Source organism: Pseudomonas sp. Q11 (assembly GCF_024494355.1).
Taxonomy (GTDB): Bacteria; Pseudomonadota; Gammaproteobacteria; order Pseudomonadales; family Pseudomonadaceae; genus Aquipseudomonas; species Aquipseudomonas hefeiensis.
In genome coordinates this window covers 123755-145225 of sequence record NZ_JAKNQY010000005.1, presented here as the reverse complement: position 1 = coordinate 145225, position 21471 = coordinate 123755, and the positions used below count along the sequence as shown (strand labels likewise).

General features: G+C 60.0%; 20 protein-coding genes. 10 read left to right on the top strand and 10 right to left on the bottom strand.

Features of this window, described 5'->3' with window-relative positions; translation table 11 throughout:
- Positions 1-156 precede the first annotated feature (156 nt).
- Both MA884_RS07845 and MA884_RS07840 read left to right on the top strand, forming a co-directional pair.
- Positions 157-1533 (top strand): glutamine synthetase family protein, encoded by a 1377-nt coding sequence (locus MA884_RS07845; protein WP_047226058.1) that lies wholly within the window; start codon positions 157-159, stop codon positions 1531-1533.
- Positions 1534-1773: 240 nt separating this feature from the next.
- Positions 1774-2409 (top strand): TetR/AcrR family transcriptional regulator, encoded by a 636-nt coding sequence (locus tag MA884_RS07840; RefSeq protein WP_256229895.1) that lies wholly within the window; start codon positions 1774-1776, stop codon positions 2407-2409.
- 249 nt (positions 2410-2658) lie between these two features.
- Here the strand turns inward: MA884_RS07840 and MA884_RS07835 are convergent, their stop codons facing one another.
- The gene (locus MA884_RS07835) at positions 2659-3297 is read right to left on the bottom strand and encodes a peroxiredoxin (RefSeq protein ID WP_256229894.1); all 639 of its coding nucleotides are present in this window, start codon (positions 3295-3297) and stop codon (positions 2659-2661) included.
- A 352-nt stretch (positions 3298-3649) separates the two neighbouring features.
- On the opposite strand from MA884_RS07835, the gene MA884_RS07830 reads away from it, so the two are divergent.
- Together MA884_RS07830 and MA884_RS07825 are read left to right on the top strand one after the other, a co-directional pair.
- The gene (locus tag MA884_RS07830) at positions 3650-4045 is read left to right on the top strand and encodes a nucleotidyltransferase domain-containing protein (RefSeq protein WP_256229893.1); all 396 of its coding nucleotides are present in this window, start codon (positions 3650-3652) and stop codon (positions 4043-4045) included.
- Positions 4035-4463, top strand: coding sequence for a DUF86 domain-containing protein (locus MA884_RS07825; protein WP_256229892.1), 429 nt, complete (start codon positions 4035-4037; stop codon positions 4461-4463). The genes MA884_RS07830 and MA884_RS07825 overlap by 11 nt, the downstream gene beginning before the upstream one ends.
- Positions 4464-4534: 71 nt before the next feature.
- Here MA884_RS07825 and MA884_RS07820 read toward each other — a convergent pair whose 3' ends face one another.
- The 3 genes from MA884_RS07820 to argE form a co-directional block, all read right to left on the bottom strand.
- Positions 4535-5845: an OprD family porin gene (locus tag MA884_RS07820; protein ID WP_256229891.1), complete on the bottom strand. Its 1311-nt coding sequence runs from the start codon at positions 5843-5845 to the stop codon at positions 4535-4537.
- A gap of 487 nt (positions 5846-6332) precedes the next feature.
- A complete protein-coding gene (gene argA / locus MA884_RS07815; protein WP_256229890.1) occupies positions 6333-7631 on the bottom strand; it encodes an amino-acid N-acetyltransferase in 1299 nt (432 codons plus the stop codon).
- Positions 7632-7763: 132 nt separating this feature from the next.
- Positions 7764-8921: an acetylornithine deacetylase gene (gene argE / locus MA884_RS07810; protein WP_256229889.1), complete on the bottom strand. Its 1158-nt coding sequence runs from the start codon at positions 8919-8921 to the stop codon at positions 7764-7766.
- A gap of 204 nt (positions 8922-9125) precedes the next feature.
- Between argE and MA884_RS07805 the strand changes: the two genes are divergently transcribed.
- Positions 9126-10493 carry an inorganic triphosphatase gene (locus MA884_RS07805; RefSeq protein WP_256229885.1) on the top strand — a complete coding sequence of 456 codons (1368 nt, stop codon included), beginning with the start codon at positions 9126-9128 and terminating at the stop codon, positions 10491-10493.
- 113 nt (positions 10494-10606) lie between these two features.
- On the opposite strand, the gene MA884_RS07800 is transcribed toward MA884_RS07805, so the two are convergent.
- The gene (locus MA884_RS07800; RefSeq protein WP_256229884.1) at positions 10607-11077 is read right to left on the bottom strand and encodes an Lrp/AsnC family transcriptional regulator; all 471 of its coding nucleotides are present in this window, start codon (positions 11075-11077) and stop codon (positions 10607-10609) included.
- A 125-nt stretch (positions 11078-11202) separates the two neighbouring features.
- Here MA884_RS07800 and MA884_RS07795 point away from each other — a divergent pair, with 125 nt between their 5' ends.
- From MA884_RS07795 to MA884_RS07775, 5 genes are all read left to right on the top strand, one after another.
- Positions 11203-11535 (top strand): hypothetical protein, encoded by a 333-nt coding sequence (locus tag MA884_RS07795; RefSeq protein WP_256229883.1) that lies wholly within the window; start codon positions 11203-11205, stop codon positions 11533-11535.
- A gap of 144 nt (positions 11536-11679) precedes the next feature.
- The gene (locus MA884_RS07790; RefSeq protein ID WP_256229882.1) at positions 11680-13464 is read left to right on the top strand and encodes a GspE/PulE family protein; all 1785 of its coding nucleotides are present in this window, start codon (positions 11680-11682) and stop codon (positions 13462-13464) included.
- A 174-nt stretch (positions 13465-13638) separates the two neighbouring features.
- Positions 13639-14559 carry an SPFH domain-containing protein gene (locus MA884_RS07785; protein ID WP_256229881.1) on the top strand — a complete coding sequence of 307 codons (921 nt, stop codon included), beginning with the start codon at positions 13639-13641 and terminating at the stop codon, positions 14557-14559.
- A gap of 9 nt (positions 14560-14568) precedes the next feature.
- Positions 14569-15018 (top strand): NfeD family protein, encoded by a 450-nt coding sequence (locus tag MA884_RS07780; protein WP_256229880.1) that lies wholly within the window; start codon positions 14569-14571, stop codon positions 15016-15018.
- A 65-nt stretch (positions 15019-15083) separates the two neighbouring features.
- Complete coding sequence (locus MA884_RS07775) at positions 15084-15404, top strand: DUF2388 domain-containing protein (RefSeq protein WP_256230016.1); 321 nt, start codon at positions 15084-15086, stop codon at positions 15402-15404.
- Between the two features lie 176 nt (positions 15405-15580).
- Here the strand turns inward: MA884_RS07775 and gcvH are convergent, their stop codons facing one another.
- The 5 genes from gcvH to MA884_RS07750 all read right to left on the bottom strand — a co-directional run bounded on the left by gcvH (position 15581) and on the right by MA884_RS07750 (position 21445).
- Positions 15581-15964, bottom strand: a complete 384-nt coding sequence (gene gcvH, locus MA884_RS07770; RefSeq protein ID WP_256229879.1) for a glycine cleavage system protein GcvH — start codon at positions 15962-15964, stop codon at positions 15581-15583.
- A 51-nt stretch (positions 15965-16015) separates the two neighbouring features.
- Positions 16016-17098 (bottom strand): glycine cleavage system aminomethyltransferase GcvT, encoded by a 1083-nt coding sequence (gene gcvT, locus MA884_RS07765; RefSeq protein ID WP_256229878.1) that lies wholly within the window; start codon positions 17096-17098, stop codon positions 16016-16018.
- A gap of 151 nt (positions 17099-17249) precedes the next feature.
- Entirely contained in the window at positions 17250-18866 is a 1617-nt protein-coding gene (locus MA884_RS07760) for an iron ABC transporter permease (protein WP_256229877.1), read from the bottom strand.
- 129 nt (positions 18867-18995) lie between these two features.
- A complete protein-coding gene (locus MA884_RS07755) occupies positions 18996-20000 on the bottom strand; it encodes an extracellular solute-binding protein (RefSeq protein ID WP_256229875.1) in 1005 nt (334 codons plus the stop codon).
- A 227-nt stretch (positions 20001-20227) separates the two neighbouring features.
- Positions 20228-21445 (bottom strand): 2-octaprenyl-3-methyl-6-methoxy-1,4-benzoquinol hydroxylase, encoded by a 1218-nt coding sequence (locus MA884_RS07750; RefSeq protein WP_256230015.1) that lies wholly within the window; start codon positions 21443-21445, stop codon positions 20228-20230.
- Positions 21446-21471: the final 26 nt, after the last annotated feature.

The window sequence follows — 21471 nt, the reverse complement described above, 5'->3', positions numbered from 1 at the left end:
CCAAAGGGAAAAAAACGCCCCAAATTGCCTCAAAAAAGCCCCGCAGGTGCTTTTTTAGAGCAAAAAAGGCCCTGCTTGACTTCGGCATGCCGTTCGGGTTGACTGGGTTTAGAAGAGATCAATGATTGATATTTTTAACAACAAAGGTGTTGCATCATGTCGGTACCCCCGCGTGCCGTTCAGCTTAACGAAGCGAACGCGTTCCTTAAGGAACATCCTGAGGTTCTGTACGTTGACCTTCTGATTGCGGATATGAATGGTGTGGTGCGCGGCAAGCGCATCGAACGCACCAGCCTCCACAAGGTTTACGAGAAAGGCATCAACCTGCCGGCCTCTTTATTTGCCCTGGATATCAATGGCTCCACGGTGGAAAGCACCGGCCTGGGCCTGGACATCGGCGACGCTGACCGGATCTGTTATCCAATCCCCGACACCTTGTGCAATGAACCCTGGCAGAAGCGCCCTACCGCGCAACTGTTAATGACCATGCACGAACTTGAAGGTGACCCTTTCTTCGCTGACCCTCGCGAAGTCCTGCGCCAGGTCGTGACCAAGTTCGATGAACTGGGCCTGACCATTTGCGCGGCATTCGAGCTGGAGTTCTACCTGATCGACCAGGAGAACGTGAATGGACGCCCGCAACCGCCCCGCTCGCCGATCTCCGGCAAACGCCCGCACTCGACACAGGTCTATCTGATTGACGACCTCGACGAATACGTCGATTGCCTCCAGGACATTCTGGAAGGAGCCAAGGAGCAAGGCATTCCCGCCGATGCCATCGTCAAGGAAAGTGCCCCGGCGCAGTTCGAAGTGAACCTGCACCACGTTGCCGACCCGATCAAGGCCTGCGACTACGCGGTACTGCTCAAGCGCCTGATCAAGAACATCGCCTACGACCATGAAATGGACACCACCTTCATGGCCAAGCCGTATCCGGGCCAGGCGGGTAATGGTCTGCACGTTCACATTTCGATTCTGGATAAAGATGGCAAGAATATTTTTGCCAGCGAGGATCCCGAGCAGAACGCCGCACTGCGTCACGCGATCGGCGGTGTGCTCGAGACCCTGCCGGCGCAGATGGCTTTCCTCTGCCCGAACGTGAACTCCTACCGTCGTTTCGGCGCACAGTTCTACGTGCCGAACTCGCCGACCTGGGGCCTGGATAACCGCACCGTGGCCCTGCGCGTACCCACAGGCTCCGCCGATGCGGTGCGCCTGGAACACCGCGTGGCCGGTGCCGACGCCAACCCGTACCTGCTGATGGCCGCCGTACTGGCGGGCGTGCACCATGGCCTGGTCAACAAGATCGAGCCCGGGGCTCCGGTGGAAGGCAACAGCTACGAGCAGAACGAGCAGAGCCTGCCGAACAACCTGCGTGATGCCCTGCGTGAGCTGGACGACAGCGAGGTCATGGCCAAGTACATCGATCCGAAATACATCGATATCTTCGTGGCCTGCAAGGAAAGCGAGCTGGAGGAGTTCGAACACTCCATCTCCGACCTTGAGTACAACTGGTACCTGCATACCGTGTAAGCGGGTTGCAATAAAAAACGCCACAGGCCTTTTTTGGGGCTGCGGCGTTTTTTTATGTCTTTTGCTGGATGCCCGCCTTCGGCGGATCGCGAGCAGGCTCGCTCCCACATTGGCCTCTGCCGACTACATCTGCGTGTTCGCTGCAGTTCCGTGTGGGAGCGAGCCTGCTCGCGATGACGGCTTGGCAGACAACACAGAAGCCGGCTCGTACAATGCCCGGCAGCCCCGCAGGAGACACCCATGACGCGCACCGCCACCCCTCGCAAGCCTCGCGCCCGCAGCCAGGCCCGGATCGACTCGATTCTCGATGCCGCCCGCACGCTGCTTGCTGCCGAAGGCGTGGCCAGCCTGTCGATCTACAGCGTCGCCGAGCGCGCCAGCATCCCGCCCTCCTCGGTGTATCACTTCTTCGCCAGCGTCCCGGCTCTGCTTCAAGGGCTGACCGCCGACGTCCACGCCGCCTTTCGCGCCTGCCTGCAAGTGCCGATCGATCATCACCGACTGAACCACTGGCACGACCTGTCGCGGCTGGTGGAGCAACGCATGCTCGCCATCTACAGCGAGGACGCCGCCGCCCGCCAACTGATCCTGGCCCAACATGGCCTGACCGAAGTCATCCAGGCCGACCGTCAGCACGATCTCGAACTCGGCGAATTGTTGCACAAACTCTTCGCTCGCCATTTCGAGCTGCCGACATTGCCCAATGACGTTGATGTGTTCGCCCTGGCCATGGAACTGGGCGACCGCGTCTACGCCCGCTCGGTGCAACAACACGGCCTGATCACCCCGCGCATGGCCGAAGAAGGCATGCGGGTGTTCGATGCTTACCTAGGGTTGTATTTGCCGCCGTATTTGCCCAAGCGTGAGAGCGTCTGACGCGACCTCAACGCTTCATGCGATGGGCACTCATAGCGGCGGCGACAAGGCTCATATCCTTTTGTTGTGGGTCGCGCAAAACCCGCTCGCCCACCTTAAAAAAGCCTTCTAAACGACCCGATTTCTTGACGCACAGAGCCCTCCTGTGGGAGCGAGCCTGCTCGCGATGGCGTCGGATCTGCCAGTGACGATGTCGACTGATAGACCACTATCGCGAGCAGGCTCGCTCCCACAGGTTTTGCGTTTTCCTCAGCGATTGGGCTGCGGGGTGAGGCGCAGGTATGGCTTCACGGCGCGGTAACCCTTGGGAAAACGCTGCTTGAGTTCTTCCTCATCCTTGAGCGACGGCACGATTACCACTTCATCGCCATCCTGCCAGTTGGCCGGTGTCGCCACCTTGTAGTTGTCGGTCAATTGCAACGAATCGATCACCCGCAGGATCTCGTTGAAATTGCGCCCGGTGCTGGCCGGATAGGTGATGGTCAGGCGAATCTTCTTGTTCGGATCGATCACGAACAGAGAACGCACGGTCAGGGTGTCGCTGGCGTTGGGGTGGATCAGGTCATACAGGTCCGAGACTTTACGATCAGCGTCAGCCAGAATCGGGAAATTGACCACCGCGTTCTGGGTTTCGTTGATGTCCTCGATCCATTTGTGATGCGAGTCCACCGGGTCTACCGAGAGGGCGATGGCCTTGACGCCACGCTTGTCGAATTCACCCTTGAGGTTGGCGGTCAAGCCCAGCTCAGTGGTGCAGACCGGGGTGAAGTCCGCCGGGTGGGAAAACAACACGCCCCAGCTATCGCCGAGCCATTGGTGGAAGCGGATCTTGCCGGTGCTGGAATCCTGTTCGAAGTCGGGGGCGATGTCGCCCAGTCTGAGGCTCATGTGCAGCTCCTGATGGCGTGCTTGGGGAGCCCACTGTGCCTGCGTTTGAATGGGCTTAGAAAGACCGAATGTCGATTTGTTTATAACGTTTTCAAATATTAAATAACTGTTCACTGGCGCCGGATCGCCATCGGAGCCAGGATTGCCCTGAGGTTCGAGAAGGCCTCGATTTGCTGAAAGAAGAGAAGGTTCGAGGAAGGCTACAGGGGTGGGCCCAACTCGAAAATGCAAAAAGCCTCGCCCGGCGTGTTGCCGGGCGGGGCTTTTTTTCGATTTTTTTATCGGCTTTTTTTGCGCTCCCGGTGAGTAAATTATTGACCCGCTGTCTGGGCGAGCGGCTAGGATAGGCAGCATGAACACTCAAGCCTTGTTGACTCATCTGCAAAACCATTTGCCTGATTTACTCGCGGTATACCTGTTCGGTAGCCATGCGCAGGGGACCGCAGGACCGGACAGTGATGTCGATATGGCGGTGCTCTTGTCCGGCGAGGTCGACCCTGTGTCGTTATGGCAGCTTTCAGGTGATTTGGCGGATATCGCGGGCAGTCCGGTGGACTTGATTGACCTGCGTGCGGCAACTACCGTCATGCAATACCAGATCGTGACCCGAGGCCAGAGACTCTGGGCCAGAGACGTACAGGCGGGGTTGTTCGAATGTTTTATTCTCAGCGAAAAGACCGCTCTCGACGAGGCTCGGGCAGACCTGCTCAAGGATATTCAGAAAGAAGGCATCGTGTATGGCCGATGACGTACTGATCAACAAAGCTGCGAGCATCGAGCGTTGCGTCTCGAGGGTACGGGAGGAATACGAGAAGGATCCCGCTACATTTACCACCGATTTCACTCGCCAGGATTCGGCAGTCCTGAATATCCAGCGTGCGTGTGAAGCGGCACTGGACATGGGACAGCATCTGATTCGACGTGAGCGATTGGGTGTCCCGCAAAGCTCCCGGGATGTGTTCGAGTTGCTTTTCCAAAATGGCTGGGTGGAAGAAGGTTTGGTGAAAAATCTGAAGAACATGGTGGGTTTTAGGAACATCGCCGTGCATGACTATCAAGCTCTGCAACTGCCAATCATGGTTGCAATCATTACCCAGCACCTGGGTGATTTCCTGGCGTTCAGCGCGTTCATCCTGCGTAAAGACGCCACCCAGTCCGCGCCATAGCGCTGACCCAAAAACGCAAAAAGCCCCGCCCGGTGTGTTGCCCGGGCGGGGCTTTTTTACTTCGCTACGTCTTACATGAAGTTGTAAGTGTAGTTGAAGATCACGCGAGTCTGATCCTGATCGGCGATACCAGTGCTGCTGCCACGGTAGGTGCCGTGACGCAGGGTAGTGCCGAACCCTTTCAGAGGGCCTTGTTGGACGACGTAGTCCAGGCGCAAGTCGCGTTCCCATTCGGAGGAGTCGCTGCCGCCCGTGGCGGATTTGATGTCGTCACCATGGAGGTAAGAAATCGAGGCTTTCAGACCCGGAGCACCCAGCGAAGCGAAGTCGTAGGAGTACTGACCGAAGGTCGTGTTCTCACCTGCGCGAACGAACTGGTGGATCATGCTGTCGGTGAAGAGGTAGAAGCTCGCACCACCGGCCCCTTCATTAGCCAGACTGCCTTGGTTCATGTAGACAAAACCACCGTCATCACCGATTTGCTGATGACCCAACAGGAAGGCACTGCCACCCAGGGTGTAGGTGAACATGGCGCTCCAGGTCTTGTTATCGACCTCACCGGGGTTCTTGGCATAACCACCGTTGTTGCTGAACCGATAGCCGGCATCACCGTTACGGCCATCCGAGCTGCTGTCGAAGTAACGCAGGTCAGTCTTGAACGATTGGTTTTCGCTGATCGGAAAAACGTGTACCGCACCCAGGAAGTGCTGCTTGTAATAGTCTTGCAGGTTGGCGTAGTAGTACTGGAAGGTCAGGTCTTTTGTGACCTTCCAGTCGGCACCAGCATAACGGAACTGGTTGCTTTCCTCGGTACCGCCAGCCACTGCCAGACCGGTGCTGTTGCTCGACGCACGACCTGTGGCGTGCTCCAACTGACCGGCATTGAAAGTCACCCCGTCAATTTCCTTGGAGGTGATAGTGCCACCTTCAAAGGTCTGTGGCAGCAGACGAGCATCGTTGGCGATCAGGATCGGCAGGTTAGGTGCCAGTGCACCACCTACGTGAGCCTCGGTCTTCGAGAAGAGCGCTTTCACATTACCCGACAGACGACTCCAGTTATGCACAGCCGAACCATCGGTGTCGCTTGGAACAAAGGAGTTGTTATCCGGGTGATGACCTCTGCCGCCATCCAGATGGATACCTACCAGCGCCTGGGCATCGATACCAAAACCCACGACCCCTTGGGTGAAGCCGGACTTGTAGTCGAACTTCAGACCGGTGGCTGTCTCACGCTGGTCGGCACCGCCTTCACGGTTATCGTTATTGAAATACATCGTACGAGAACTGACAGACGCCTTGCTGTCCTCGATAAAACCAGCGGCGCCTGCCTGCTGCGCCAAAACCCCGACAGCCACGGCCAGGGCCAAGGTGGACTTGTTCATGCTTCGCTCCTTTCGTTTTCTAATTCTTGTGTGTCTTTGGTTCCGGACCGAACGCCCGGAGTCCGCGGATGCTTGATTAGTGCCAGACGTGACTGGCAAGTCAATCGTAACCATTTGTGACTACGACTATGGTCTAACCCCGCGACACCGGCCCGCAGAATAATGGTTTGTTTATAAATCTAAAAAGAATTGTTTCATAAGTTTTCAGCTCATCTGGAAATATAACCGCCATCAAAGCGTCATCCAGCCGTGACATGGCATATCGGCCAGTCTGGGGGATTACTGAATGTTTTTTATTGATAGAGGTTTTGCACTGTAGCGATCCGGGGAAACGCGGCTGGCTCCCAAGTCCTGAAATGCAGCACTCATGGACAAAACAGCGTAGCTACGATCTTGATAGATTCCAGCCTGATGGGTCATTGTCTGGAATCAAGAAGGTCGCCGCTACGCGGTTCAATCCGATGTACGGCTCACCCAGGCATGGCGGCTACAGGGCTTTTTCGAAGATTTTCGAATTACGCTGATAGTTGTACAGCGATGCCCGCGCCGCTGGCAGGCGCTCGACACTGCTGGGTTCAAAGCCACGCTCGCGGAACCAGTGGGCCGTACGGGTGGTGAGTACGAACAGCGTCTTGAGCCCTTTGGTCCGAGCCCGGTTTTCGATCCGCTCCAGCAGTTCATCGCCACGACCGCCATGGCGGTATTCCGGATTGACCGCCAGACACGCCAGTTCCCCGGCATCCGAGTCGGCGATCTGGTACAGCGCCGCGCAGGCGATGATCATGCCTTCGCGTTCGACCACGCTGAACTGTTCAATCTCGCGCTCCAGTACTTCGCGGGAGCGACGCACCAGAACCCCCTGTTCTTCCAGCGGACTGATCAGGTCGAGCAAACCGCCAACATCTTCGATGGCCGCTTCGCGCACCACCTCAAATTGTTCCTGGGCCACCAGCGTACCGCTGCCATCGCGGGTAAACAGTTCGGCCAGCAACGCACCGTCTTCGACGTAGCTGACGATATGACTGCGAGCCACACCGCCGCGACAGGCCTGGGCCGCTGCATCCAGTAGCTCGGCCTGATAGTCGCTGCCCAGCCGTTGCATGTGAGCCGGAACCTGTTGCGGGCGCAACTCGCGCACCAAACGACCGTCTTCGCCGATCAGCCCCTGCTCGGCACCAAACAGCAGCAGCTTGTCGGCGGCCAGGTCGATGGCCGCCCGGGTGGCGACGTCTTCGCAGGCGAGGTTGAAAATCTCCCCGGTCGGCGAATAGCCCAACGGTGACAACAGCACGATGGAGCGTTCGTCCAGCAGGCGATTGATGCCCTTACGATCGACCCGACGGACTTCGCCGGTGTGGTGATAATCCACGCCTTCAAGTACGCCGATGGGCCGCGCCGTCACCAGGTTGCCGCTGGCGACCCGCAGGCGCGAACCCTGCATCGGCGAGGACGCCATGTCCATCGACAGGCGCGCCTCAATGGCTATGCGCAACTGGCCGACAGCGTCGATCACGCATTCCAGGGTTGCTGCGTCGGTGATGCGCATACCGTGGTGGTAATGCGGCGTCAGGCCCCGCGCGGCGAGACGGGTTTCGATCTGTGGGCGCGAACCATGAACCAGCACCAGGCGCACGCCAAGGCTGTGCAGCAACACCAGGTCATGGACGATGTTGCCGAAATTAGGGTGTTCGACCCCATCGCCGGGCAGCATGACGATGAAGGTGCAATCACGGTGGGCGTTGATGTAGGGCGAAGCGTGACGAAGCCAATTGACGTATTCGGGCATGAACCTGGGCCTGTAATAAATAGCAGCCGAAAAAAGACGAAACGGAACGCACAGCGGGCTGATGGTTATCGTCGGAACAGGCTTGGCGACACGCGCGCTCTCCTCATGAATACGGGCCCGGATGCGGGAAATTTAGCCGGCCGTGGCCGGTGCCAGGCAGTAATGTTCGATCAGTTGCCGCAATAGCTGCACGGTAGGTTGCAAACGTGACATTTCAAGGTACTCGCCCGGTTGATGGGCGCAGGCGATGTCGCCGGGGCCGAGCACCAGGGTTTCACAGCCAAGATGCTGAAGATAAGGCGCTTCGGTGCCGAACGCCACTGCTTCGGCACGATGGCCGGTGAGTCGCTCGGCCACACGCACCAGTTCGCAGTCTTCGGCCTGCTCGAAGGGGGGCACTTCGGGGAACAGCGGAGCGTAGTCGATCTTGACTTTATGGCGCTCGGCGATGGGATTGAGCTTCTGTTGGATGGCCGCTCGCAACACGTTCGGGTCCATGCCAGGCAATGGCCGCAGGTCGAACTCCATGGAGCACTGGCCGCAAATCCGATTAGGGTTGTCGCCGCCGTGGATGCAGCCGAAATTCAGGGTTGGCTGTGGCACGGTGAACTGCGGGTTACGATATTCGCGCTGCCATTGCAGGCGCAGGCCACGTAACTCGCCCATGGCGTCGTGCATGGCTTCGAGGGCGCTGTGGCCCAGGCTCGGATCGGAGGAATGACCGCTGCGCCCGAGGATGTCGATGCGCTCCATCATGATGCCTTTGTGCATCCGGATCGGCTTGAGGCCGGTCGGCTCGCCGATCACCGCCGCACGCCCCAATGGCCGCCCGGCATCGGCCAACGCCCGGGCGCCGGCCATGGAGCTTTCTTCGTCGCACGTGGCGAGGATCAGCAACGGCTGCTTGAACGGCTGCTCCAGCAAGGGCTTGACCGCTTCGATGGCCAGGGCGAAAAAACCCTTCATGTCGCAACTGCCCAGGCCAACCCAACGACCATCGACCTCGGTGAGCTTCAGCGGGTCGGTCTGCCACAACCCGCCGTCGAACGGCACCGTGTCGCTGTGCCCGGCCAACACCAGGCCTCCGGGACCGCTGCCGAAACTGGCCAGCAGGTTGAATTTTCCCGGGCTGACCTGCTGGATATCGCAGGAGAACCCTAAGTCACCGAGCCAGCCCGCCAGCAGTTCGATCACAGCACTGTTGGACTGGTCCAGCCCGGGCTGGGTACAACTGACCGAAGGCGCGGCGATCAGGGCAGCGAACTGATCTTTCAGGGTGGGCAAAGGCATCGCTGGCTCCGGACTTACAAATTGATGTCCATCATAGAACCATCTTGCGCGAGTGTCCTGTCTCACCAAAAAGGAACAGTATTGGTGAGACAGGACACTCCCATAAACCGCCGCGGCGCGTAGGACGGATGAGTCCTGTACACTGCACGACCTTGGCAGCCACACCTTCCCCCGGCTGCGCACCGATTCCTGGATTTTCCGGCCATGCAGAAAGAAACCGAAATCAAACTCCGCGTCAGCCGCGAGACCCTGGCAGCCCTGCGCGAGCACCCATTGCTCAAGAAGCGCAACAAAAGCGGCTGGGAACGCCACGAACTGATGAACCAGTACTTCGACACGCCAGAGCGTGACCTGGCCCGGGCCAAGGTCGCCCTGCGCCTGCGTCGCGATGGCGAAGAGGTGATCCAGACCCTCAAGACTCGCGGCCAGAGCATCGCCGGCCTGTCCGAGCGCAACGAGTACGACTGGCACCTGCCCAAAGCCAAGCTCGACCTGAAGAAACTCGACGGCGAATGCTGGCCAGAGGCGCTGGCCGAGCTGGACAAGAAAACCCTAAAGGCCATCTTCACCACTGATTTCGTTCGTGAACGCGCGGAAATCGCCTGGGGCCGCGGCAAAAGCAAAGTGGTCATCGAAGCCGCGCTGGACCTGGGCCACGTCGTGGTCGGCAAGCAGAAGGAAGAAATCTGCGAGCTGGAGCTGGAATTGCGCGAAGGCGAACCCGCCGCCCTGCTGGAACTGGCCGCCGAGCTGGCCGCGACCCTGCCCTTGATGCCGTGTGATATCAGCAAGGCCGAGCGTGGCTATCGCCTGCATGATGCGAGCAGCTATGCCCTGAGCCTGCCGGCACCACAATTGACCGCCGAAACGCCACTCGATGATGCCTTTGCCGCACTGAGCTGGCATTTGCTGGGCAGCAGCCAGCGTCTGGCCGAACAGTATCGTTTTAACGGCCACTGGCGCCTGTTGCAGGACTGGGTGGAAAACCTCGCCGAACTGCGCGCCCTGCTCAGCAGCCTCGGCCAGGCCGCACCACGCCAATCGACGCATGACTTGCGCGTTGCCCTGGACGCATTGCTGGAAGACTGGCGCCCGCTGCTCCAGGCCGGCCTGGATGACGAAGACGTGCGCAAGGCCGCGCCAGAGCAGTTTCTTGAAGAGTTGCAAGACCCGCGTTGGGGCCTGTTCTCCCTCAACACCTCACGCTGGCTGCTGGCCCGCAGTTGGGCCGCCGAGCGCAACACCCGCGGCAATCGCCAGGGCGCGGCCCAACTGGGTAGCTGGCTGCCGCGCCTGCTGGGTGAGGAGTCGTCGTCGCTGCAACTGCAACGCTATCAGCAACAGCCGGAAGACCTGGCCGAACAGTTGCCGCGCATCGAACGCATCCAGGCCTGGCTGCACCACGCTCGCCATGTACTGGAAATCCCGGAAATGGACCGCCTCTACGGTGAGCTGAACAAACTGGCGCAACTGGCCAACGAACCGATTACCGACGAGGCCCTGGAGGCGCGCAAGCAACAGGCGATCGCGGTTTATCAGAATCGGGCCTGGAAGACTTTGCTGCGCCTGTAACATCGCCATCGCGAGCAGGCTCGCTCCCACAATGGATCTTTGGCGAACAGAGATCCCATGTGGGAGCGAGCCTGCTCGCGATGGGGGCCAGCACAAACACCGCAAAAATAAGCTCAGCGCACCACCGGCAAACTCGTCGTCGATTTGATCTCCGACAGCGCCACAATCGAGTTCACTTCCTGGATCCCCGGCACCATCGACAGCTTTTCGAAAAAGAATCGCTCATATGCCTCGATGTCCGCCGTGACGATGCGCAGCAGGAAATCCACCGACCCCATCAACACGTAGCATTCCAGCACCTCGGGGAAGCCGCGAATGGCTTCGGTGAACTCGGTGAAGTTCGAACGTCCGTGGGCGTTGAGTTTGATTTCGGCGAATATCTGCGTGTTGAGGCCGATTTTCTTGCGATCGAGCAAGGTCACCTGACCGCGAATAATCCCCTCCTCCTTCATCCGTTGAATCCGCCGCCAGCAGGGTGATTGGGACAGGCCCACCTGTTCGGCGATCTGTGCGCTGGACAGCGAAGCATCCTCTTGCAGCAGCGCCAGGATCCTGCGGTCGTAGCCATCCAGCTCCCCTTGCATAAATAAACCTCTTATGGACTGAATCAAGAATCATATGATTCATCAGATCGGGACAATCATCCATATTAGATAAGAAATACCCCTTCGCGCATGTAAACATTTCTCCATATCCCCGGAGACTGTCCATGCCCCCTCTCGAAGCTGTCACCCCCACCCGCGCCGATGTCTGGCACGCCCATAACGGCCATTGTCGCGCGCACTACCACCTGCTGGCCGAAGCTGAACCGGATCTGCTGTGCCGGGCGCTGAATCTGTTTGCCTTGCAGGGCCTGACACCCCGGCAGGTCCACGTCGAACGCCACGACGAATTGCTGTCGATGGAGATCCTCATGGAGGGGTTGAGCTGGCACCGTGCCCAAGTGCTCGCTGAAAAATTACGTAACCTGATCAGCGTGTGTTCCGTCGACCTGCAAGACGCTGACAGTGCGCGCCTTGAGTCGGCCCAGGTGGCAGGCTGAAGGTTTGACGGCAAGAATTCGAAACGCATTGGTCGGGTAGTGGCCCAACGGTCCATAGGGTCAGGACTATTCTTTTGCAGACCGAGCGAGGACGCCGAAGCGTCTGTATCGCGGCTTTGCTGCAATTGTCCAATAGGAACCCGCATGTCCACCAAACACGCCACTCAGGACCGCTGGCTGGACCTCAATGATCTGCTGCGCCAATTGGTCGCCCAAGGTTTCATCAGCCAGGACTGCGCCGAAAGCGCACTCAATGCGCGCCGGCGCCATAGCGCCAGCGCCCAGCTGCACCCACTGGAGTTCATCGCCAACCAGCACCTGGACGATCTCAGCCGCCCCGGCAAGCGCCTGGACCTGGAAAGCCTGACCCTCTGGCTGTCGCAGCAGGCCGGCCAGCCCTACCTGCGCATCGACCCACTGAAAATCAACGTGGCGGCGATCACGCCGCTGATGTCCTACGCCTTTGCCCAGCGCCACAAGATTCTCGCGGTGGCTGTGGACCGCGAGGCGGTCACCGTGGCCAGCGCCCAGCCTTACGTCAGCAGCTGGGAAGCAGACCTGACCCATGTGCTCAAGCTGCCGATCCAGCGGGTCGTTGCCAACCCGGTGGATATCCAGCGCCTGAGCGTGGAGTTCTATCGCCTGGCCAAATCGGTCAGCGGCGCCACTACGGTGGACCAGCAACCGAGCAACCTGAGCAATTTCGAACAACTGCTCAACCTGGGCGCCAGTGATCAGGAGCCAGACGCCAACGACGCTCATATCGTCAATATTGTCGACTGGCTGTTCCAGTACGCCTTTCAGCAACGTGCCAGCGATATCCACATCGAACCGCGCCGCGAGCAGGGTACGGTGCGCTTTCGCATCGACGGGGTGCTGCACACCGTCTATCAGTTCCCGCCGCAGGTGACGATGGCGATCATCAGTCGCCTCAAAAGCCTGGGGCGGATGAACGTCGCGGAAAAGCGCAAGCCACAGGACGGTCGGGTCAAGACCAAGACCCCGGACGGTGGCGAAGTGGAATTGCGCCTGTCGACGCTGCCCACGGCGTTTGGCGAGAAGATGGTCATGCGGATCTTCGATCCGGAAGTACTGCTCAAGGACTTCGACCAGCTCGGTTTCTCCCCCGATGACCTGCGCCGCTGGCAAGACATGACCCGTCAGCCCAACGGCATCATCCTGGTGACCGGGCCCACCGGTTCGGGCAAGACCACCACCCTCTACACCACCCTCAAGAAGCTGGCGACGCCGGAGGTAAACCTTTGCACCATTGAGGACCCGATTGAAATGGTCGAGGCGTCCTTCAACCAGATGCAGGTGCAACACAACATCGACCTGACCTTCGCCGCAGGCGTGCGTGCGCTGATGCGACAAGACCCGGACATCATCATGATCGGTGAGATCCGCGATCTGGAAACCGCCGAAATGGCAATCCAGGCGGCACTCACCGGGCACCTCGTCCTCTCGACCCTGCACACCAACGATGCGCCGAGCGCCATCAGCCGTCTGCTGGAGCTAGGCGTGCCCCATTACCTGATCAAAGCCACGGTGCTCGGCGTCATGGCCCAGCGTCTGGTACGCACGCTGTGCCCGCACTGCAAGGCCCCCTTGACCCTGGATGAAGACGATTGGCAAACCCTGACACGCCCCTGGCAGGCCCCGTTGCCAGGCAATGCCCAACAGGCCGTCGGCTGCCTGGAATGCCGTGACACCGGCTATCGCGGCCGCGCCGGGGTCTACGAAATCATGCAATTGACCGACAGCGTCAAAGGCTTGATTCACCCCGACACCGACCTGCTGGCCGTGCGTCGTCAGGCGTTCAAGGAAGGCATGCGCAGCTTGCGGTTATCGGGGGCACAAAAGGTAGCGGCGGGCTTGACCACTGTCGAGGAAGTGCTGCGGGTGACGCCACAGAGCGAGCAGAAGTAGCTGTGGCGAGAGGCTGTGGGAGCAAGGCTGGCCCGCGATGAAAATGACCCGGTCTCCCGGGGAAGCGAGGCGCCTGCATCGCGAGCAAGCTTTGCTCCCACAGAGTGAGGATAATGGCCGCTTGCCTTACACTCAGGGCTCGCAAGTCATTTTCAATCAGAACAGGGAACAGTCATGCAGATCGGTAGCGTACTTTTACTTTTTATCGGCCTTGTGGTCGCCATTCTATTCATGGGGTTCAAGGTCGTGCCCCAGGGCTACCAATGGACTGTCGAGCGGTTCGGCCGCTACACCAACACGCTCAAGCCCGGCTTGAACATCATCATCCCAGTGATGGATCGCATCGGGCGCAAGATCAATGTCATGGAAAGCGTACTGGACATCCCGCCTCAGGAAGTCATTACCGCCGACAACGCCACGGTACAGATCGACGCAGTGTGCTTCTTCCAGGTAGTCAATACCGCCCAGGCTGCCTACGAGGTCAACAACCTCGAGCACGCGATCCGCAATCTGCTGCAAACCAATATCCGTACCGTGCTGGGGTCCATGGAGCTGGACGCAATGCTGAGCCAGCGCGACGGTATCAATGAAAAATTGCTGCGCACTGTCGATGAAGCCACAGCACCGTGGGGTATCAAGATTACCCGGATCGAGATCAAGGACATCAGCCCACCGGCCGACCTGATGGCCGCCATGTCGGGGCAGATGAAAGCCGAACGCATCAAGCGCGCCCAAATCCTGGAAGCCGAGGGCTTGCGAGCGTCGGCGATTCTCACCGCCGAAGGCAAGAAGCAGGCGCAAATCCTTGAGGCCGAGGGCAGCCGCCAGGCCGCGTTCCTGGAGTCCGAGGCCCGCGAGCGCCAAGCGCAAGCCGAAGCGCTGGCCACCCAGGTGGTATCCCAGGCAATCGCAGACGGCAACGTCCAGGCCGTGAACTACTTCGTCGCGCAAAAATACATTGATGCGCTGGGCCGCCTGGCATCGGCCAATAACAGCAAAGTGATCCTGATGCCGCTGGAAGCCAGTCAGGTTATCGGAGCGGTTGGTGGCATCGGTGAGATCGTCAGGGCCACCTTCGACAACAAGAAAGCCTGAGGCGCAAATATGTGGGCGTTCCTGCAACAACTGTCGTACTGGGACTGGCTGGCGCTGGGCGTCATCCTGCTGATCCTCGAAGTATTTGGCGCCGGCGGCTACCTGCTATGGATCGGCATGGCCGCCGCCGCGGTCGGCGTGCTCACGTTCATCCTGCCGCAGATGCCGTGGGAAATGCAGTTCCTGTTGTTCGGCCTTTTCGCCATCGCCACAGCACTGTACTGGTGGCGACGCCAGCGCAGCGCAGTGCGCCAAAGCGATCAGCCGCTCCTGAACCTGCGCGGGCAAGAACTGATCGGCAAGGTCTTTCAGATTCATGAGGCGATTATCGATGGACGCGGCAAGATCAAGGTGGCGGACGGTGTCTGGCTGGCCAAGGGGCCCGAGTCGCCCGTTGGCACGCGGGTCAGGGTGGTGGCACAGGAAGGCGCGGTGCTGCTGGTAGAACGGGCAGACTGAGACGTCATGGAACTGAATCGACGGGCTGGCTATCCAAAGTCATAGTTAACCCAGTGGAGTCACCTATCATGCGTCTCAAACTTGCTGTCGCGACCTTGGCCTTGCTTGCTCTCCCTGTCGGCTCGGCAATGGCCGACACGTTTTGGCGTAACGTCATCTCGTCCGGTGCAACCACCGGTTCCACCTACCTGACTTTCAAGGATAACAAGCTGATCGTCGCCGCCCAGGATGACGCCGGCAGTTTCGTTGCCAGCGACGGCGGTATCCGTGGTCCATACCTGGAAGCGGCAATGCAGAAAGTCCGTGCCGACAACCCAGACCTGCAAGCCACCGACATGGAACTGGCCAATGCGATCCTGGCGAAAAACGCCGTCGTCCAGGACTGATTCCAGACCGATGAAAAATGCCGCTCGATTGAGCGGCATTTTTTTGCCTGGCAATTATCTCCAAGGCACCTGAAACCTGTGGGAGCGAGCCTGCTCGCGATAGCGGTGGATCAGTGGCAACCATATTGACTGACCCACAGCTATCGCGAGCAGGCTCGCTCCCACAGGTTTGTTGCTTATTCGCCGATAGCGGACTTGTAACCTGCCGCATCAAGCAGCTTGTCCAGCTCGGCCTTGTCGCTTGGCTTGAGCTTGAAAATCCATGCGCCGTAGGGATCGGAGTTCAGCAATTCCGGTGAACCGTCCAAGTCCTCGTTGATTGCGATCACTTCGCCACTGATCGGCGAGTAGATGTCGGAAGCGGCTTTTACCGACTCCACCACACCGGCCTGGTCACCTGCGGAAAAAACCTTACCGACCTCGGTCCGTTCGACAAACACCACATCACCCAGAGCTTCCTGCGCATGATCGCTGATGCCTACGGTGACCGTACCGTCAGCTTCCAGGCGCGCCCACTCGTGGCTATCGGCAAAACGCAGTTCGGCAGGGATATTGCTCATAGTCAGTGTCCTCAAGAGAAGTGTCAGCGGCCAGCGGCCCGCCGCAAAAGGTTAGATCAGGGTTTTGCCATGGCGGACGAAGGTCGGCTGGACCACTCGTACCGGGTACCACTTACCACGAATTTCCACCTCGGCACGATCGGCGGTGGCCGTCGGAACGCGTGCCAAGGCAATTGACTTGCTAAGCGTAGGAGAAAAACTACCACTGGTGATCTCTCCTTCGCCAACATCGGCGATGCGGACCACCTGATGAGCCCGCAGAACGCCGCGCTCTTCCAGCACCAGGCCCACCAGTTTTTGCTGCACACCGCCAGCCAGCTCGGCTTCCAGTGCACTGCGCCCGATGAACTGACGGCTCGCCGGTTCCCAGGCGATGCTCCAGGCCATGTTCGAGGCCAGCGGAGAAACGTCCTGATGGATGTCCTGGCCATAGAGGTTCATACCGGCCTCAAGGCGCAAGGTATCGCGAGCACCAAGGCCGATGGGAGAAATGCCGGCGCCCACCAGATCGTTGAAAAAACTTGGGGCTTCGTAGGCAGGCAGGACGATCTCCAAGCCATCTTCGCCAGTGTAGCCGGTACGGGCGATGAACCAGTCACCGTCGGCACGGCCTTCGAAAGGCTTGAGTTGCTGGATCAGTTGCCCGCGCGATTGCGAGACCAGTTCGGCAATCTTGTGCCGCGCCTGGGGCCCCTGGATCGCGAGCATTGCCAGTTCGGCACGCTCAACCAGTTGCACGTCGTACTCACCGAGCTGTGCCTGCATCCAGGCCAGGTCCTGATCGCGGGTCGAGGCGTTGAAGACCAGCCGATAGCCGTCCTCGACACGGTAAATGATCATGTCGTCGACGATGCCGCCGCGCTCGTTCAGCATGGTGCTGTACAAGGCACGCCCTGTGTCCTGCAAGCGATCGACATCATTGGCCAGCAAGCGCTGCAACCAGGCCTTGGCTTGGGGACCGGCGACATCGATAACGGTCATATGGGATACATCGAACACCCCGCAGTCGCGACGCACCTGATGGTGCTCCTCAACCTGCGAGCCGTAATGCAAAGGCATATCCCAACCGCCAAAATCGACCATCTTCGCGCCAAGGGCGAGATGAAGGTCATACAGAGGCGTACGCTGTCCCATGGGTGTCTCCTTCCGGGCTTGGCGAAGGTGCGGACGAGCACTGTGTAGCGTGAACGCTTAAAAAACGTTTCAGACGCTCTCAGTTGCCCGGTCCGACAGGCGGACCGCACCGAATGCCGCGCATTGTAGCCGCATGATGTAGGACTGACACCTAGCTGTTTCGATGGGCCGAACGTCGTATCAACCCGATGACCGGTAACAACCCCACCAGCACCAGGGTCAGCGCCGGCAATGCGGCCCTGGCCCACTCCCCTTCACTGGTCATTTCAAAGATTCGCACCGCCAGCGTGTCCCAGCCGAACGGGCGCATCAGCAGGGTTGCGGGCATTTCCTTGAGCACATCGACGAACACCAGCAACGCCGCACTCAAGGTGCCCGGCAACAGCAATGGCAGATACACTTTGAAAAACAGTCGCGGCCCACTGACCCCGAGACTGCGTGCCGCTTCAGGCAAAGAAGGACGGATTCGCGCCAGGCTGCTTTCCAATGGACCGTAGGCCACAGCCAAAAAGCGCACCAGATAGGCCAGCAGCAGAGCCGACAGGCTGCCCAACAGCAACGGTTTGCCGGCACCGCCGAGCAAGGTTGACAGGGGGATGACCACTTCGCGGTCCAGATAGCTGAAGGCAAGCATGATCGACACCGCCAGCACCGAACCGGGCAAGGCGTAACCCAGGTTCGCCAGGCCGACGCCGGCGCGAATGGGACGGGTCGGCGCCAGACGTCGGGCGAAAGCCAACAGCAAGGCGACGCAAACAGTGACTAGCGCCGCCAGCCCACCCAGATAGAGGGTGTGGACGATCAGTCCGGCATAACGCTCGTCCAGATCGAACCGACCACGTTGCCAGAACCACACCACCAATTGCAGCATCGGAATCACGAATGCACAGGCGAACACCAGGGCGCACCAACCGCTGGCCGCCACAGCCTTGAGGCCGCGCAAGTGATAAAGCGCCTTGACTCGGGGTCGCTCGTTGCTGGCACGCTGGGCGCCTCGGGCGCGGCGTTCGCCGTAAAGCACCAGCATCACCGCCAGCAACAACAGGCTGGCCAGTTGCGCCGCGCTGGAGAGGCTGAAGAAGCCGTACCAGGTCTTGTAGATGGCCGTGGTGAAGGTGTCGAAGTTGAACACCGACACCGCGCCGAAATCCGCCAGGGTTTCCATCAATGCCAGCGCCACGCCGGCACCGATGGCCGGTCGGGCCACTGGCAGCGCCACGCGCCAGAACGCCTGCCACGGCGACTGCCCCAGCACCCGGGCCGCTTCCATCAATCCTTTGCCTTGCGCCAGGAACGCACTTCGCGCCAGCAAATAAACGTACGGGTAAAAGACCAGGACCAACACCAGGATCACGCCGCCGGTAGAGCGTACCCGAGGCAGGCGCAGGTCGCTGCCGAACCATTCGCGCATCAATGTCTGCACCGGGCCGGCAAAGTCCAGCAAACCCACGAAGACAAACGCCAACACGTAGGCTGGAATCGCAAACGGCAACATCAACGCCCAGTCGAGCCAACGTCGGCCGGGGAACTCACACAGGCTGGTGAGCCAGGCAAGACTGACGCCCAACAACGTTACACCGACACCCACGCCGACAATCAGCGTCAGGGTGTTGCCCAACAAGCGTGGCATCTGGGTATCCCAGAGGTGGGACCAGATTTGCTGGTCGATGCTCTGCCAGGACAGCAACAAGACGCTCAAGGGCAACAGCACCAGCGCGGCAATAGCAAAAACCAGAGGGTACCAACGGCGTTGGACGGGGTGGGTCAAGGGGAAGTCTCGGGGCAGTCAGCAAACGCCTATTAAACCGCAAAAAAAAGATCGCAGCCTGCGCCAGCACCTACATTGGAACGCGTTCCTCTGTAGAAGCTGCCGCAGGCTGCGATCTTTGGTGCTTTTTTAGTTCCAGCCAGCGCGATCCATCAGGCGGATGGCTTCGGCCTGGCGTTTACCCGCCACTTCAACCGGCAGGGTGTCGGCCTTGAACTTGCCCCAGGCGGCGACTTCCTTGGAGGGCTCCACGTTCGGGTTGGCCGGGAACTCCTGGTTCACGTCGGCGAAGATGTTCTGGGCCTCAGGCGTGGTCATCCACTCCACCAGCTTCTTCGCCGCTTCCGGGTGCGGTGCGTATTTGGTCAGGCCGATGCCCGAAAGGTTGATGTGCACGCCACGGTCGGCCTGATTCGGCCAGAACAGCTTGACCTTCAGGTCCGGCTTCTGCTGGTGCAGGCGCCCGAAGTAGTAAGTGTTGACGATGCCGACGTCGCACTGCCCGGCATTGATGGCCTCAAGCAATGCCGTGTCATCGGAGAACACGTCGGTGGACAGATTCTTGACCCAGCCCTTGATGATTTCCTCGGTCTTTTCCGCGCCGTGGGTTTCAATCAAGGTGGCGGTCAAGGACTGGTTGTAGACCTTCTTCGAGGTGCGCAGGCACAGGCGGCCTTCCCACTCTTTACCCGCCAGGGCTTCATAGGTGGTCAGTTCGCCCGGTTTAACCCGGTCGGTGGAATAGGCAATGGTCCGCGCCCGCAGGCTCAGGCCGGTCCAGGCATGGGAAGACGCACGGTACTGGGCCGGGATGTTGGCGTCTATCACCTTGGAAGTGAACGGTTGGAGAATCCCCATCTGCTCGGCCTGCCAGAGGTTGCCGGCGTCAACGGTGAGCAGCAGGTCGGCGGTGGCGTTCTCACCCTCGGCCTTGATCCGCTGCATCAATGGCGCTTCCTTGTCGGTGATGAACTTCACCGAGACGCCAGTCTTCTTGGTGTACGCATCGAAAACCGGCTTGATCAGTTCATCGATACGCGAGGAGTAGACCACCACCTCATCGGCAGCCTGGGCGGCGGTAGAGCCGATCAGGGTCAAGGCGAGGACGGACAGCAGACGCTTGGATGCCAACATGGGAGCGGTCTCTCGATTGGAAAGGAGCGCAAATGATAAGGACTCACATTTACCTTCTCAATCGAACAGTGGGCAGACACGTTTCCAAATGTTGCAACCATGCGATGTGCTGTGTTTTTTGCGTCCGCCATCGCGGGCAAGCCTTGCTCCCACAAAAGCTCGTCCCACATGGCCCCCTGTGGGAGCAAGGCTTGCCCGCGAGAGGGCCATAAGCCCCACCCCATCTTTCAGACCTTGGCCAAATCCGGCAAGTCCCCGGTCAACCCCAGCGCCTCCCGCACGAACAACGCCTTGGCCTCGGGCAGACTGTCCACCAGTTTCAGCCCGGTATTGCGCAACCAGCGCACCGGCAACGGATCGGCCTGGAACAAGCGTTCAAACCCTTCCATCGCGGCCATTAACGCCAGGTTATGGGGCATGCGTCGGCGCTCGTAGCGGCTCAACACCTTCACGTCCGCCAGTCGCTCACCCCGTCCAGCGGCCTGCTGCAGCACTTCGGCCAGCACGGCGGCATCCAGGAAACCCAGGTTCACCCCCTGCCCGGCCAGCGGATGGATGGTGTGGGCCGCATCGCCGATCAGCGCCAGCCCTTCGGCCACGTAGCGCTTGGCATGGCGCTGGCGCAGCGGTACGCACAAACGTGTATCGGCGCTCAGCACCGCACCCAGTTGACCTTCGAAGGCCCGCTCCAGCTCGTTGCAGAAATCCGCTTCCTCAAGCGCCATCAACCGCTGCGCCTCGCCAGGGGTGGTGGACCAGACGATTGAGCACCAGTCCTGCTGGCCGTCTCGCTCCAATGGCAGAAACGCCAAGGGCCCGTTGTCCGTGAAGCGTTGCCATGCGGTCATTCGATGAGGCCGGGCGCTGCGCACACTGGTCACGATGGCGTGGTGCAGGTAATCCCATTCCCGGGTGGCGACACCCGTCAAGCGACGCACGGCGGAGTTCGCACCGTCGGCGGCGATCACCAGCGGTGCCCGCAGGGTGCGGCCATCGGCCAGGGTCAGCAACCAGTCATCGCCGGAGCGGCGCATCTGCTCAAGCCGCGCGTTGGCCAGCAGGCCCAGGTCGCAGTCATGCAGACGGTCCAGCAGGGCATCCTGTACGACACGGTTTTCGACGATGTGTCCCAGGACCTCGGCATGCAGGCTGGCCGCCGAGAAATGGATCTGCCCGGTGCCGCTGCCGTCCCAGACGTGCATGTCGGTATAGGGGCTGGCGCGCCGGGCGGTGATGCCGTCCCAGACCCCCAGGCGATCAAGGATCCGTTGGCTCGCCGTCGACAAGGCACTGACCCTCGGCTCGAATACCGTCAGGGGATCGAAGGGTTTGACGCTCATCGGGCTGCCGTCGAGCAACAGCACTTGCAAGCCACTGCCCTGCAAGGCCAGCGCCAGGGCGCTGCCGACCATACCGGCGCCGACAATCAGCAGATCTGCACGCAATTCCATGCTTTAAGCCTGTTGTGCTG

Coding starts and splice junctions, on each gene's coding strand:
- MA884_RS07755 (WP_256229875.1), bottom strand. CDS start 20,000: ATGTTGGCATCCAAGCGTCTGCTGTCCGTCCTCGCCTTGACCCTGATC.
- MA884_RS07795 (WP_256229883.1), top strand. CDS start 11,203: ATGCCCCCTCTCGAAGCTGTCACCCCCACCCGCGCCGATGTCTGGCAC.
- MA884_RS07845 (WP_047226058.1), top strand. CDS start 157: ATGTCGGTACCCCCGCGTGCCGTTCAGCTTAACGAAGCGAACGCGTTC.
- MA884_RS07790 (WP_256229882.1), top strand. CDS start 11,680: ATGTCCACCAAACACGCCACTCAGGACCGCTGGCTGGACCTCAATGAT.
- MA884_RS07780 (WP_256229880.1), top strand. CDS start 14,569: ATGTGGGCGTTCCTGCAACAACTGTCGTACTGGGACTGGCTGGCGCTG.
- MA884_RS07835 (WP_256229894.1), bottom strand. CDS start 3,297: ATGAGCCTCAGACTGGGCGACATCGCCCCCGACTTCGAACAGGATTCC.
- argA (WP_256229890.1), bottom strand. CDS start 7,631: ATGCCCGAATACGTCAATTGGCTTCGTCACGCTTCGCCCTACATCAAC.
- gcvH (WP_256229879.1), bottom strand. CDS start 15,964: ATGAGCAATATCCCTGCCGAACTGCGTTTTGCCGATAGCCACGAGTGG.
- MA884_RS07800 (WP_256229884.1), bottom strand. CDS start 11,077: ATGCAAGGGGAGCTGGATGGCTACGACCGCAGGATCCTGGCGCTGCTG.
- MA884_RS07820 (WP_256229891.1), bottom strand. CDS start 5,845: ATGAACAAGTCCACCTTGGCCCTGGCCGTGGCTGTCGGGGTTTTGGCG.
- MA884_RS07830 (WP_256229893.1), top strand. CDS start 3,650: ATGAACACTCAAGCCTTGTTGACTCATCTGCAAAACCATTTGCCTGAT.
- MA884_RS07840 (WP_256229895.1), top strand. CDS start 1,774: ATGACGCGCACCGCCACCCCTCGCAAGCCTCGCGCCCGCAGCCAGGCC.
- MA884_RS07805 (WP_256229885.1), top strand. CDS start 9,126: ATGCAGAAAGAAACCGAAATCAAACTCCGCGTCAGCCGCGAGACCCTG.
- argE (WP_256229889.1), bottom strand. CDS start 8,921: ATGCCTTTGCCCACCCTGAAAGATCAGTTCGCTGCCCTGATCGCCGCG.
- MA884_RS07825 (WP_256229892.1), top strand. CDS start 4,035: ATGGCCGATGACGTACTGATCAACAAAGCTGCGAGCATCGAGCGTTGC.
- MA884_RS07785 (WP_256229881.1), top strand. CDS start 13,639: ATGCAGATCGGTAGCGTACTTTTACTTTTTATCGGCCTTGTGGTCGCC.
- gcvT (WP_256229878.1), bottom strand. CDS start 17,098: ATGGGACAGCGTACGCCTCTGTATGACCTTCATCTCGCCCTTGGCGCG.